The organism is Mycobacterium sp. TH-M106 (assembly GCF_057473765.1).
On sequence record NZ_JBYCLE010000438.1, the window covers coordinates 1 to 13183 of the forward strand.

A 13183-nucleotide genomic window follows, 5' to 3' on the forward strand; every position below is an offset into this window, starting at 1 on the left:
TCACCGGCCGCGTGAAGGACGTCATCATCCGCAGCGGGGAGAACATCTCGCCGAAGGAGGTCGAAGACGTGCTGGCCGGCCACCCCGGCATCGCCGAAGTCGCTGTCGTCGGTCTGCCCGACATCCGCACCGGCGAGCGAGCCTGCGCTGTCGTGGTACCCACGGCGGTGCCAGGCCCGGACGTCGCGGGCTTGCGCAGCTTCCTGGTGGCCCAGGGCCTGGCCACGTTCAAGGCGCCGGAGCAGGTGGTCGTCTGGGATGCGCTGCCGAAAAACGACGCGGGCAAAGTCCTGAAGAACGACATCAGGGCAGCGCTCACGACAGAGCCAACCGAGAAAGGTGGGTGACATGCAGGTCGTGATCGTCACCGGCGCGAGTGGAGGAATCGGCCTGGCCTGCGCGACCAGGCTGGCCGGCATGGGCATGGCGGTGCTGGGCACCGGCCGCGACGCTGAGCGCCTCGCCGAAGTGCGGCGAGCCGTCGGCGACCCGGACCGAGTCGCCACGGTCGCCGTCGACTTGACCGCCGACGACGCCCCGAAACAGATCGTGACGGCTGCCACCTCCCGGTGGGGCCACGTCGACTTCTTGATCAACAATGCCGGAGTGGGCAACCCGAAGCCGCTGGACGAGACAGACGACGAAACCCTGGACTGTTTTCTGGATGTGATGCTGCGGGCACCGTTCCGACTGACTCGCGAAGCACTGCCCCACATGCCGGCCGGGTCGGCGATCGTCAACATCACGTCCACTTTCGCCGTGGTGGGCGGCCTGCGTGGCGGCGCCTACTCTGCGGCGAAGGGCGGCCTGACGGCGCTGACCACCCATATCGCCTGCGAGTACGGATCGCGGGGAATCCGTTGCAACGCGGTGGCGCCCGGGGTGGTTCGCACGGCCATGACCGAACACCGGTTGGCCGACGAGCGATTCCACCGGATGCACGTCGAGATGACACCGCATCAGCGGCTGGCGACGGTGAACGACGTCGCGAGTACCGTGGCGTTTCTGTGTTCGCCGGGCGGCAGCTTCATCAACGGGCAGACGATCGTGGTCGACGGTGGCTGGAGCTCGACGAAGTACCTCTCGGAGCGCGCACTGAATTCGGAGTGGCGGTGAGCCAGTTCGCGCGAGGATGCGCAAAATCGCACGCGGAGGCCCCTTCGCGTGCGATTTTGCGCATGCTCGCCGGGTGGGGCGCTGGTCAGTTGATGGACTCTTCCAGCCACGGCGTCAGCCACGCCACGCCCTCAGCGGTGAGGTGCACACCGTCGCTGCGGACCGTGATGCCGTCGACTTTGGCGGTGTAGACACCCTCCGGACTCAGCTTCTTGTTCAAGTCCAGCACCGCGATACCGCTCGGATCGGGCCGTTCGGCGATGACACGCCGCAGCAGTGCGTTCCACCGGTCGACGCGATCCGGTTCATCTTCGGGGTACAGGCTCCCGTCCGGTTTCTCCCCGTAGCGGCTGTAGGGCAACGTCGCCGCGACCACCCGCGCCCCGCTGGAGCCCAAAACCTCCAATGCCCGGTGCAGCTCCGCGGCTAGGTACGCGTCGAAGGTCGGATCGCCGATGTGCGTCCAGCGACCCTCGTTCACCCGGTCCACGGTCTCCCAGCGGCCGACGATCATCACGGTGACATCCGGTTGATCCCGGGCGATCTGCTGCGCCCATCTGCCCGGCCAACCGTCGCACTCCGGTTTTTGTTCCAGTGTCTTCCCGGAGTACCGGTACGGGCCGGCACGCACGATGCTGCACCCGATGATGGTGTGGTCGATGAAGGCATAGCCGGGGGTGTCTGGCAGGTAGCGCATCAACGTCCGTGCAATCGAGTCGCCGAACACCGACACCGTGCGCGGTCGGCTGACGCCGAGCCGACCGGCCCACCTTCCGGCCGGCGGGGGTAGGACGGCCGCGGCCGCGGCCACGTCCGGTGGCAGGCCGGCGGCCCCCAGGTTTCGTTCGGCGACCGGCACGATCAGCACGGTCACCGCGACGGCGGTGCCGCTGGCGGCCGCCGCGAGCGGCAGCAACGGCACCCGAACCGGCCGCCACCGACGGATCGGCTGTTCGATCACCCACCACGACGCGGCAGCGACCCCGAGGGTGGCCGCGCACCGCACGGCAAACAGCCGCGGCCCCGACCATCCGGTGCGTTCACCGTTGAGCACCAGAAACACCGGCCAGTGCCAGAGGTAGACGCCGTAGGAGATGGTGCCCAGCCACACCAGCGGGCGCCAGCACAATGCCCGGGCGATGATGCCGGTTTGGTGCAGCGCCACCGGGGCGATCACCGCGATCGCGGCCACCGCGACCACGCTCAGCAGGCCGTCGTGGAACTCGCGTGCGGTGCCGGTGGCGTGATGCGCGGCCGCGGCCAGCACCGCCAGGCCGGCCAGCGGCAGCAGCCGCACGGCCCAGCGCCCGGCCGGGCTCCGGATCACCGACCAGCCAGCCGTCAACGCCGCCCAGTCGCCCACCAGCAACGCGGCGGCTGCGGCGCCGACCAGTAACGCCTGCGCGCGGGTGTCGGTGCCGAAGTAGACACGATCCCTAGCGGCATCGGACACCAGCGCCGCGGCCGTCACGGCCGACGCCACCGCCCCCGTCGTGGCGAGCACAAAGACGGCGAGCCGGACCATACCCACCGTGGGCCGGCGCCCGCGGTGTCGGGCCCGCCGGTACAGCAGCAATGCGGTGGCGACCAGCAGTAGTGGCCAGACGAAGTAGTACTGCTCTTCCACACCGAGCGACCACGCGTGCTGCAGCGGTGACGGGGTGCCCCCTTGGGTGAAGTAGTCGGTCTGCTGCGCGACGAACCGCCAGTTGGCCACCCAGAAGAAGGTGGCGATGGCATCGTCGCGCAGTCCGGCGACGGCCTGCGGCGGGAAAAACTCGTGCACTGAGGCCATGAAGGCCACCGCCAGCGCCATCAGCACCAGAGCGGGCAGCAACCGGCGGCCGCGGCGGATCCAGAAGCCGGCCAGGTCGATGCGGCCGGTACGGCCGAGCTCGTCGATCAGCAGCGACGTGATCAGGAATCCGCTCAGCACGAAGAACAGGTCGACGCCGATGAATCCGCCCGGCGTACCGCCGATTCCGCCGTGGTCGGCTAGCACTAGGGCGACGGCTATCGCGCGCAGGCCGTCCAGCGCGTGAATACCCGGGCGGCGCTGCCCACGTCGGACCCGGTCAGCGCCGCGCGAGGTGTCGAACCGGGCGGAGCGCGGCACCGGCGCTACCCACCGGGGTTGTGCAGCCGGTCGGCCGAGAACGCCGTTGCCGCTGATAGGTCGATCCTCTCGCCGTTGGACCACCGCAAAGCTTAGGGGCGGTTCACTCCCGCAACGCGATGACACGGCCGCAGAGCAGCGGGAATCCGACCAGTTGAGAAAAGTTCGGTGGTGCGTCACCCGGCGCGTCGTCCTGCCGGACCGGTAAGTTGCCGGTTATGGCAGCCCACATCCAGCGCAGAGGTCTCAACGACGCCGTCACCTGGTTCTGGAACTGGGCCGCACCCGTTTACGACCTTCATCTCCTGCAGCGCTGGGTCTACCGTCCGGCACAGGACGAGATCATCGCCGAGTTGACGGCACGCCGACCCGGGCGGGTGGCCGATGTCGCGTGTGGCACCGGGATTCTCGCCGACCGCATCGCCCGTGAACTACAGCCCCGCGCGGTCTACGGCGTGGACAGGTCCGACGGCATGCTCGGCGAGGCCGGGGCACGGTCCGCGCAGGTGCACTGGCTGACCGGATCCGCCGAACAACTGCCGTTCGACGACGCCGCCCTGGACGCCGTGGTGACGACCTCGGCGTTTCACTTCTTCGACCAGCCGGCGGCGGTGCGCGAATTTCACCGGGTGCTCGCCCCGGGCGGGATGGTCGCCGTCACCTCGATCAGCCCGCGCCATCCGGTTCCGCTGAGTCGGTTCCCGGGCAGTCGGTGGACTCCTGCGCACCATCCGCGGCCGGCCGAGATGCGTGCGCTGTTCACCGGCGCCGGCTTCACCGTCAGCAAACAACGTCGAGTGCGCCGGCCCGCCGTGACGCTGATCGTCTCGGACCTGCTGACGTTGGGAATCAAGCCGTAAACCGCGCTAGGCTGGCGTCTTATGAGGTCGGCGCAGGTTGCGGGGGTGGCGGCGCTGGTTGTCGCGGGCTGCTGCGCGGCCACCGGCATCGCCCAGGCCGCGCCCACGCCTTCGCCTGCCCCCACCCCGTCACCGGCGCCCGCTGCCCCACCGGCACCCAAAACCGTCATCGACAGCGACGGCAGCTATGCGGTGGGAACCGACATCGCGCCGGGTGTCTACCGCAGCGCAGGTCCGGTCGAAGGCAGCGTGTGCTACTGGAAGCGGGTCAGTGACGGCAAGATCATCGACAACGCGTTGACCAAAAAACCTCAGGTCGTGCAGATCGAGCCGACCGACACGCTGTTCAAGACGGATCGCTGCCAGCCGTGGCAGATGACCACCTGCCCGCCGGACTGCGCAGACACCCAACAGCCACCGCCTGGCCTGCCCGGAGTGTTGAAAGGCTTCCTGCCGCAACCCCAGGAACCCCAGCCACCCCAGCAAGCTCCGCCGCCGCAAAACCCCGCCCCCGGCGGCCATTGATCAGAAGTCGGGTCGGGTGTGCCAGGTCGCTCATCGAAGCTCACCGTGACGGAAGTACCTACGGCAGGGTATCCGAGGGTATCCGCGGGTGCACCGTCGACCAGGGGTGCGCCGATTCCAGTTGGGCGGCTACCCGGATGAGGACGTCCTCACGGCCGTAACCGGCGGCCAGCTGGACGCCGATGGGGAGGCCCTCGGCGTTGCGGTGCAGCGGCAGGCTGATCGCCGGCTGCCCGCTCATGTTGAACGGCGGAGTGAACGCGGCAAACCGCCCGGACCGGCGCGTCGGCGCGGTCGGCTCCGCCGGATTGTTCTCGAACTCGGTCAGCGGCAGTGGCGGCTCGGCCAGCGTCGGCGTCAGCAACAGGTCCCAGCCGTCCGCCCACCACTGCTGCAGCGCACGCCGGAAGGTCCAGCCCGCCGCCTGGGCCGTGGCGTAGTCGACGGCGGTCAACCGCCGCGCCTGCTCGACGAGCGCCCAGTTCACCGGCTCGAGGTCCGCCGCCGTCACCTCGCGTCCGAGTGTCTCGCCGACCTGGCGCGCGGCCATCGCCATCTGCGCCGCCCACAACGCCATGAACTTGTGGGCCAGGGTGGTGTCGGCGAGGCAGGCCGGCCACGCCGGCTCGACCGTGTGCCCGAGTCCCTCCAGCATCGACGCCGCGGCGCGCACCGCGGATCGGCAATCCTCGTGCAGGAAGTCGCCGCGCGGATGCACGTCCAGCAGCCCGATGCGCAACCGTCCCGGATCCGCACCGACCTCGTCGATGTACGGCCGTTTCGGCTCCGGTGCGATAACACTGTCGCCAACACCCGGCCCGCGCACCGCGTCGAGCAGCGCTGCGGTGTCGCGTACCGTGCGGCTGACGCACAGTTCGACGCCCAGCCCCGCTTCGGCGCGCACCGGCCCGACCGTGATCCGCCCTTGGCTCGGCTTGAGTCCCAGCAGTCCGCAGCACGACGCCGGTATGCGGATGCTCCCGCCGCCGTCGGAGGCGTTGGCGAACGGCACCATCCCGACGGCCACCGCGACGGCGGCACCGCCACTCGACCCGCCCGACGTGCGGTCCAGCGCCCACGGGTTGCGGGTCGGCCCCCAGGCCAGCGGCTGCGTGGTGGGCAGGCTGCCGAACTCCGGGGTGTTCGTCCGCCCGGCGATGACCAGCCCGGCCGCTTTGAAACGGGCGACCAGCGTGGTGTCGGCGGCGTCGACCTTGCCGGCCCGCTTCAGCGCACCGTTGCCGTTCGACATGGTCTGGCCGGCAAAGCTGGTGAAGAGGTCCTTGAGCAGGAACGGGACGCCTCTGAAGGGGCCGGCGGGCAGGTCCGGGCCGGCGGCGACCGACCTGGCGTGGTCGAACCACTCGATGACCACAGCGTTCAACGCCGGATTCGACTGCTCGATCCGCTCGATCGCGGCGTCCAGCAGCTCGCCCGGTGTGACCTCACCCTTGGCCACCAGTTCCGCCTGGCCGGTGGCATCCATCCACCGGGTCTCCTCGGCTAGAGCGCTCACGGCTTCCGGTTTACTTCGCGGCGTAGCGGTCACGCAGCTTGGTCAGGGAAGCCTCGATGCCCTTCTCGTTGGCCTTGATGGAACCCGTCAGCTCGTAGAACGCCCGCCTGAGCGGACCGGCATCGTGGTAGTCGAATGTCTCGGTGACCCGGGTCAGTGTCGGTGACAGCGACTCGAATTCCCATCGCCAGCGGTGGCCCTCCGGGTGGCGCCACTCGACCACTTCATTCGGCTTGAGCGCGGTCACTCGGCTGGTGATGCGATACGGCACGCCGTACATCTTCATTTTCGTCGAAAACTTCGACCCGACAGTAACTTCTGCCGGGGCCTTGATGTTGTCGCGAACCGTGCCTGATCCATCCAGTTCGCGGTGGCGGCGCGGATCAGCGGCCATCGCGAACAGCTCGGCCGCCGGGGCGGCCACCTCCACCGAGCGGCTGACCCGCCGGGGTCCCGCGTCGACAACGGTGACGGTCATCATCTCTCCATTCACATGCCCTATGGTGCGTCCAGGTCGAGACTACGCTTGAGCGCCGGGCTAGAGACTCAGTCCGGAGAACATCACCCGGCCGGGGTCATACTTCTGCCGCACGGCGCTCAGCCGGGCGAGATTCGGGCCGAAGTACCGCGATGCCGGCTGGCCTGCCTCGAGGTAGTTCACATAGCCGCCAACCGAATACGCCCGCACCATCTGGTGCGCGGCGTTCAGCCAGTCAGTCGCCGCCGCCGGGGAACCGGACGTCTCCACGTACCACTGCACCAGCGCGGATTGCCGGCGCCACGGAAAGGCCGTGGCGCCCGGTGCCACGCTGGACAGCGCCCCGTCAAGCGCATGCATGATCACCAGCAGCCGGCCCGCTCCCCGGGGAAAGGCTTCGGCGGCGGAGGCGATCGCCTGAGCTGCGGGCGCGGTAATGGTCGGCAGAACGTCGGATCCGCCGACATATCCCAGCGGCGACGGAGTGAGGTTCCCGACGGCCAGATGCCGCACCAGTTCCATGCGGTTGAAGGTGTGGTTGTCGGTGCCGGCCGGTTGCATGCCGACGGCCGAAACGATGGCGTTGGCCACGCTGTTGCCCGACCCGACTGGGCAGGTGGCGAGAATACGGCCCGGCATGCCCGGCGCGTCGGTGGAGCAGTCCGCCAGCGCCCAGCTGTTGCGGTCGGCGGCGCGCAGCCAGTTTTGCCAGCCGACGAGGACCTGCGGGAACGACTGCGGCGGGAAGTTGAGGTTGACGACGTCGACGTCCCCGGTGGGGAACGTGGCAAAGGTCAGCAAGGTGGTCGCCCCAAAGTTGCCGCCACCGCCGCCCCGCAGCGCCCAGAGCAGATCGGGGTTGTTGGTCGCGGACGCGGTAACCGCCTGACCGCCGGGCAGCACCACCGACGCCGACGTCAACGCGTCACAGAGCAGGCCCGCATGCCGGGAATCGGCGCCCAGTCCGCCGCCCAGGGCGTGCCCCGCGGTGCCTACTGTCGGGCAGGTTCCCGTCGAGACGCCACGGCCGTGCTCGGCCAGCGCCTGATGCAGCGCGTACAGGCCGGTGGCCGGGGTTACCGCGACCTGCCCGGTGGCGTCGTCGTAGTTGATTCCCCCGGGCAGCTCGCGCAGGTCGAGCACCATGGTTCCGTTCGCCGTGGACGCCCCGATGTAGGAGTGTCCACCAGCGCGCGGAGCGACCTTGAGGTTGTTTGCAGCAGCGAACGCCATCGCCTTCTGTACGTCCTGCGGTGACCTCGGGATAACCACCGCCGCCGGGGTCAGGTCGTTGTAATTGGTGTTGAAAACCTGTTTGGCCGCGCCGAACTGGGGATCGTCCGGTCGTAACACCTGCCCGTTGATGGCTCCGGAAAGACCGTCCCACGCGGAGGTGTTCGGATCGGCGACCGCCCGGACCGGGCCTAAAACCGTGCCGGCGGCTAGCGCTCCGGCGGCACCCCGCAGAAACGTCCGGCGCGTGATCTCACGCGTCTCACGCTCCAATGTCGGGCTCCCGCGATTGCGTCACGTCCCGCATTGTCATCCACGCGGCGGCAAAAACCGCGGTGCCGCATGACGTGTCGTGTGACTGCTCAGCCAGGCGCGGACTGCGGCCCCGTGCTGGCGACGCTCGACCTCCGTAAGGTTGGCCTCGGTAACTGAGCGCGCAACGTCACCCTCCATCCAGTGCACAGCGGACCGGTCGTCTTTGCGTAGAACCGGCTGGGCTATATTGACTCAGTTACGACCGTGCCCCGTGGACCTGCGCAGGACCATCGTCACCCACTGCTCTGCGCACAAACGGCACGTGCGACCTCGGGTGCAAGCGACCTAGCGGACCAGGAAGGCCCAACTTTGACCACACCCACCGTCGCTATGTGCAGCGCAGGCGAACGGACCTGGCCGCCTACCCGCCGGCAGCACGCCTCCGCGACGCCGACGAGTGGTGTCGCCACCAGGGCCCGCGTCTCGCGCGAGTCGGCGTAGTCAGGCCCGCGCTTATGCACGGGATAATGGTCGACGCGTCGCAAAGCGCGTGTTCCGGGGACGGCCCGGCCGATTTTTCTGACAACGTCCGTATGCAGCTGCAACGGTACGGCGTCAATGACGTCATAGACCTGCGTGCCGACGATGACCTCAGCGAGCTGTTGGACGAATACCCCTCCCAGAGCGACGTGGTGGTGATCTGTTCGGGCCGGCAGTTGACACCCCCGGTGGCGCGTCTGCTGACGGTGCGATCGGTGCGCACACCATCGCATTTCGTCGTATGGAACCCCGCCGACAACGGTCGTATCGTTGCCGCCCGTTTGGCATCGATCGATCTGCTCCAGATGAATTACCACAATCCATGCGACTTCGAGGATGAGCTGCGGAAAATTGTCGACATCAAGAAGCTACACCGGTACACGTTGGAGAACATCATTGCCAACGACGCCATTCGCGTCGGGGGGTCGTTCGCCACGTCGGGTGTGCAACCGTACTTTCGTAAACAAGCTCACGGCCGTGGTTCACTGAAGCTGCGCGACGAGGCGCGTTTCTACGAGCGGCTCCCGCCTCGGTTGGGCGACCCCTATCCAGAAGTATTGTTCTCCCGTACAGCAGGTGATTCGGTCCAGCTGGGTCTGGAATACGTTGCCCACCCGAACCTTCGCGATTTGCTGCTCAATCTCCAGATCACTCCCGAGGATGCCGCCGAGGTGCTGGAGAAGGTACTCGACTATGAGTACAACCACGCTTACCTGAAATATTTGGGTGAAACGCCGTCGGGCTATGTTCAAGACTATCATTTTGACCGCGTCTGGAACCGCCTTGCGGTAACCATTGACCTGGACCCAGAGTTCGCTCCGCTGATACGCAGCCCCCGGCTGCAGATCAATGGGCGGGTTATTCCAAATATTCCGGCAATGTTGTGCCAACTGGAGCAGGACGCCGGTGTGGTCGCAGAGTTAACGCCACCTGGAGTATCCCCACACATTCACGGTGATCTTCACCTGGAAAATATCCTGTACGACCAGGAGTCGGATAGATTTTGGCTGGTCGACCCGCGAGGCTATCCCGCCTGTGACATATACTATGACCTCGGCAAACTGTCGCACAGCTACAACCGGCACTACGACCTGCTCCACGAGGGTCGCCACGAAATCGGCCGCTACATCAACGGTGACACCGCCATCCTGGAGTTAAGCCTGAATTCTCCGCATCTCGAAGACGTGTACAACCAACTGGGCCAGGCAATGCAGAGCGTCGTCGCCGGGATTCTGCGGAGAGACGACGAACAGGTCAATTCCTGCACCATGTTCAACGAGGCCATGCACTTCTGCTCCGACATGCCGTTCCACATTCACCCCGACGCGTCGCCGAATGTCGCGGCAGCCATATACGCCACAGGTGCGCAGCTGCTTGCGGATGTTCTGCAGGAATTTTCGATCGACCCGGACCCCCGCGAAGAGTCTCACCACCGTGGGCTCAGTCGCATGAACGACGTGGCTCACAACACCTGGCGGCTGGACGGTTAGCAAGGCTCGGCGGGAAGGAACCATGCACGATGTCCACGCTCAACTGGTCGTCTTCGACCTTGACGGCACACTGGTGGATGCCGAGCACCCGCTTTCCGATGCAACCGCTCGGGCTCTGCGCACGCTCCCGGAACGCGGGCTCCAGGTAGCCTTCGCCAGCTCAAGGCCGCTCGCATCGGTCGAGTTGTTCGCCCGACGCGTGGGGGTGGCGGCGCACCTCATCGGGTTCAACGGCGCACTAGCTGTATCCGCCGATGGGTGCCAGTTGATCGAGAAGAGCTTCGTGCTGGATGCACGGCTCGCAGAACTGCTCCGCGGGTTTTTCCGCGACGGCGGGCTGGTCAACGTTTATCGCGGATCGCATTGGCTGGCGGTGGGCCCCGCGGCAGCCATCGCCCACGAGGAGCGGGCGACGGGCTTGACAGCCGATTCACGATCCTCCGCTACGGCTCTCGCGGATCTTGGTGGCAGCCCTATTCTGAAGATTATGTGTCGCAGCAGCGAATCTGCGTGCAGACAGTTGCTTGATGCGGTGGATGAGTTTCCGACTTTGACGGCAGTCTCTGCCGGACCGGATTGCTGCGATATCCAGGCAAACGGTGTCGACAAAGCACGCGCGGTTCGAGAACTCTGCCACCACCTCGACATCGCACCGGGTGGCGTTGTGGCGTTCGGGGACAGTGACTCCGACGCCGCGATGCTGCAGATGGTCGGCTACGGTGTGGCGGTGGGTGCGGCGAGTGCCAGAGCGAAAACGGCGGCGCGCGAGCTCATCACCGGCCCGGGATCGGACGCGGTAGCCGAATGGCTGGACAGAATCACTGCGGCGAGCTGACGACCCACCAATCGCCATGGTAACGCCGGTCGAACAACCCACTGACGTACTGGTCTTGGGCGCGAGCGGGCGGGTCGGCGAGGCTTTGGGGCGCCTGCTTCCCGGATATGGGCTCTCCGTCCGAAGTGTCTCGCGAAAAGGTACGACGTCGAGCACCACCGCGATCGACGTCTGCGATCACAAGGGGCTTGTGGCGTGCATCGAGGCGACGGATCCGCGTGTCGTCGTCTACGCCGTGGCAGTTGCCGATCCCGACCTCTGCGAAGCCGATCCGCCGACATCCCACGCCATCAACGTGATTGGCGCCGGATGGGTGGCTGCGGCGGCGGCGAAGACCGGCCGCCGCGTTGTCTATTATTCGTCGGACTACGTGTTCGGAGAGCCCGGTAGATACTTCGAAGACGCACCGGTGATGCCGCTGCAGGTCTACGGCCGACACAAAGCCGAGGCTGAGCAACTCGTGTTGAGCCAGGGCGACAACGTGGTGATCCGGCTGCCGATGCTGTTCGGTAGCAGAGACTTTGTTGCCGAGGCCGTTGAAGCGCTGGTCCACCAGACGCCACTGGCCCGCGATGATCGGCGGCGCTACCCGATTTCGGTCGAGCACGTCGCCCGAGTAACGAGCACCGTCATCACGACGAAGGCCCCGCCCGGCATCTATCACGCGGCTGGTGTCGACGGGGTGACGAAATCCGAGTGGGCCGCCTACATCGCTGGGTTGCTCGGTAAGCCGGTGCCCCCGGCGACGGTGTCCACCACAAGCCCGGTGGCGCGTCGGCCGTTGGACATCGAGCTGGCCAGCCGGCATCCGGAAATACGCACCCAGAAGGGCGAGCTGTGGGCAGCTACCCGTGCGCGGGTTTCCGAACTGGGTGGTTGAGGACTCCGCGATCACCGCGCCATGTTGGTGAACCGCGACAAGTGCAGCTGGTGAGCAACCGTGACCGTCCTGGTGGGGCCGTTGCGGTGCTTGGCCAGGATCAGATCGGCTTCGCCACCGCGCGGGTCATCCCGCTCAAACGCGTCAGGTCGGTGCAGCAAAATAACTAGATCCGAATCTTGTTCCAGTGAGCCGGATTCACGTAGATCAGCTAACATCGGCTTCTTGTCGGTGCGCTGCTCCGGCCCCCGATTGAGCTGGCTGATCGCGACAACCGGAACGTCGAGCTCCTTGGCCAGCAGCTTGAGGCTGCGGGAGAACTCCGACACCTCCACCTGCCGTGACTCGAACTTCTTGCCCGAGGTCATCAGCTGCAGATAGTCGACTACCACCAAACGCAGGTCGGCCTTCTGCCGCAGCCGCCGCGCCTTGGCGCGGATCTCCATCATGGTCAGGTTCGGCGAATCGTCGATATACAGTGGCGCTTCGCTGATCTGGCTCATCCGCCGTGCCAGCCGGGTCCAGTCATCGTCGCTCATCCGCCCCGACCGCATGTCGGCGAGCTTGATCTTCGCCTCGGCGGACAGCAGCCGCATCACGATCTCGGACTTGCTCATTTCCAAAGAAAAGATGACGCTGGCCATCCGGTTCTTGATCGAACACGACCGCATGAAGTCCAGCCCCAGCGTCGAGTTGTGGGTGGGCACCATCCCGCTTCCGGCCAGATACAGGTGCGCGGCGTTGTCCACCTGCACGCAGCGCACCGGGACACTGGGCACCCGTCGCACCGCGTCGATCCGCAGCGCCGAGGAAAGAACGGCGGCAGTGCCTCGGGGCCCTGCGTGCCGGCTCGTCGAGCCGGCAGCAGCAATGCTGTCGAGCCCGCAGCGCAACCCGGCCGTCCTGCGCACACCATTGCCCGTCGGCCACTGATGTGCCGCATCGGCGACAATCACCGTGCCGTCAGAGAATTCGACCTCGTAGCACGGACGGCCGCCCATCACCTCGGTAGCGGCCACCACCCGTGTCGGTTGACCGTCGGCGCCCAGCAGCTCATCGCCGACGGCGACGTCACCCATCGTGGTCCAGCCGGTCGGTGTCGGCAGGGGTGTGTCCAGCGCGAGCGCCTTGCCCACCCCCGGCCGGGCCGCGACGATGATCATCTGACCGGGGTGCAGGCCGTTGGTCACGTCGTCGAGGTCGTGAAAGCCGGTCGGCACGCCGCGGGCCAGGCCGCCGCCCGAGGCGATGGCATCGATCTCGTCCATGGTCGGTTGCAGCAGGTCTTCCAGCGGGACGAAATCCTCGGACAGCCGCCGCTCGGTGACCTCGTAGATCT

At 66.9% G+C, this 13183-nt stretch carries 12 protein-coding genes; 7 read left to right on the forward strand and 5 right to left on the reverse strand.

Annotated features, from left to right (window positions below):
• Positions 1-347: AMP-binding enzyme (locus AC2VOP_RS15460; RefSeq protein WP_486961801.1), on the forward strand; the 347-nt coding region annotated here is incomplete at its 5' end.
• A 1-nt stretch (position 348) separates the two neighbouring features.
• Positions 349-1116: an SDR family NAD(P)-dependent oxidoreductase gene (locus tag AC2VOP_RS15465; protein WP_486961802.1), complete on the forward strand. Its 768-nt coding sequence runs from the start codon at positions 349-351 to the stop codon at positions 1114-1116.
• 85 nt (positions 1117-1201) lie between these two features.
• On the opposite strand, the gene AC2VOP_RS15470 is transcribed toward AC2VOP_RS15465, so the two are convergent.
• The gene (locus AC2VOP_RS15470) at positions 1202-3232 is read right to left on the reverse strand and encodes an acyltransferase family protein (protein ID WP_486961803.1); all 2031 of its coding nucleotides are present in this window, start codon (positions 3230-3232) and stop codon (positions 1202-1204) included.
• A gap of 218 nt (positions 3233-3450) precedes the next feature.
• On the opposite strand from AC2VOP_RS15470, the gene AC2VOP_RS15475 reads away from it, so the two are divergent.
• Together AC2VOP_RS15475 and AC2VOP_RS15480 are read left to right on the forward strand one after the other, a co-directional pair.
• Complete coding sequence (locus AC2VOP_RS15475) at positions 3451-4092, forward strand: class I SAM-dependent methyltransferase (protein ID WP_486961804.1); 642 nt, start codon at positions 3451-3453, stop codon at positions 4090-4092.
• 21 nt (positions 4093-4113) lie between these two features.
• The gene (locus AC2VOP_RS15480) at positions 4114-4617 is read left to right on the forward strand and encodes an Rv1352/Rv1906c domain-containing protein (protein ID WP_486961805.1); all 504 of its coding nucleotides are present in this window, start codon (positions 4114-4116) and stop codon (positions 4615-4617) included.
• Between the two features lie 58 nt (positions 4618-4675).
• On the opposite strand, the gene AC2VOP_RS15485 is transcribed toward AC2VOP_RS15480, so the two are convergent.
• Genes AC2VOP_RS15485 through AC2VOP_RS15495 form a run of 3 tightly spaced genes read right to left on the reverse strand, consistent with a single transcriptional unit; the run spans position 4676 to position 8117 of the window.
• Positions 4676-6133 carry an amidase gene (locus tag AC2VOP_RS15485; protein ID WP_486961806.1) on the reverse strand — a complete coding sequence of 486 codons (1458 nt, stop codon included), beginning with the start codon at positions 6131-6133 and terminating at the stop codon, positions 4676-4678.
• Positions 6134-6143: 10 nt separating this feature from the next.
• The gene (locus AC2VOP_RS15490; RefSeq protein WP_486961807.1) at positions 6144-6611 is read right to left on the reverse strand and encodes an SRPBCC family protein; all 468 of its coding nucleotides are present in this window, start codon (positions 6609-6611) and stop codon (positions 6144-6146) included.
• Positions 6612-6671: 60 nt separating this feature from the next.
• Positions 6672-8117, reverse strand: coding sequence for an FAD-dependent oxidoreductase (locus AC2VOP_RS15495; RefSeq protein ID WP_486961808.1), 1446 nt, complete (start codon positions 8115-8117; stop codon positions 6672-6674).
• Positions 8118-8626: 509 nt separating this feature from the next.
• On the opposite strand from AC2VOP_RS15495, the gene AC2VOP_RS15500 reads away from it, so the two are divergent.
• The 3 genes from AC2VOP_RS15500 to AC2VOP_RS15510 are packed head-to-tail and all read left to right on the forward strand — an operon-like array spanning position 8627 to position 11844.
• Positions 8627-10129, forward strand: a complete 1503-nt coding sequence (locus tag AC2VOP_RS15500) for a hypothetical protein (RefSeq protein ID WP_486961809.1) — start codon at positions 8627-8629, stop codon at positions 10127-10129.
• Positions 10130-10151: 22 nt separating this feature from the next.
• A complete protein-coding gene (locus tag AC2VOP_RS15505) occupies positions 10152-10964 on the forward strand; it encodes a Cof-type HAD-IIB family hydrolase (protein ID WP_486961810.1) in 813 nt (270 codons plus the stop codon).
• Positions 10965-10980: 16 nt separating this feature from the next.
• Positions 10981-11844, forward strand: a complete 864-nt coding sequence (locus AC2VOP_RS15510) for an SDR family oxidoreductase (RefSeq protein ID WP_486961811.1) — start codon at positions 10981-10983, stop codon at positions 11842-11844.
• Positions 11845-11855: 11 nt separating this feature from the next.
• On the opposite strand, the gene AC2VOP_RS15515 is transcribed toward AC2VOP_RS15510, so the two are convergent.
• A complete protein-coding gene (locus AC2VOP_RS15515) occupies positions 11856-13181 on the reverse strand; it encodes a DnaB-like helicase C-terminal domain-containing protein (RefSeq protein ID WP_486961812.1) in 1326 nt (441 codons plus the stop codon).
• Positions 13182-13183: the final 2 nt, after the last annotated feature.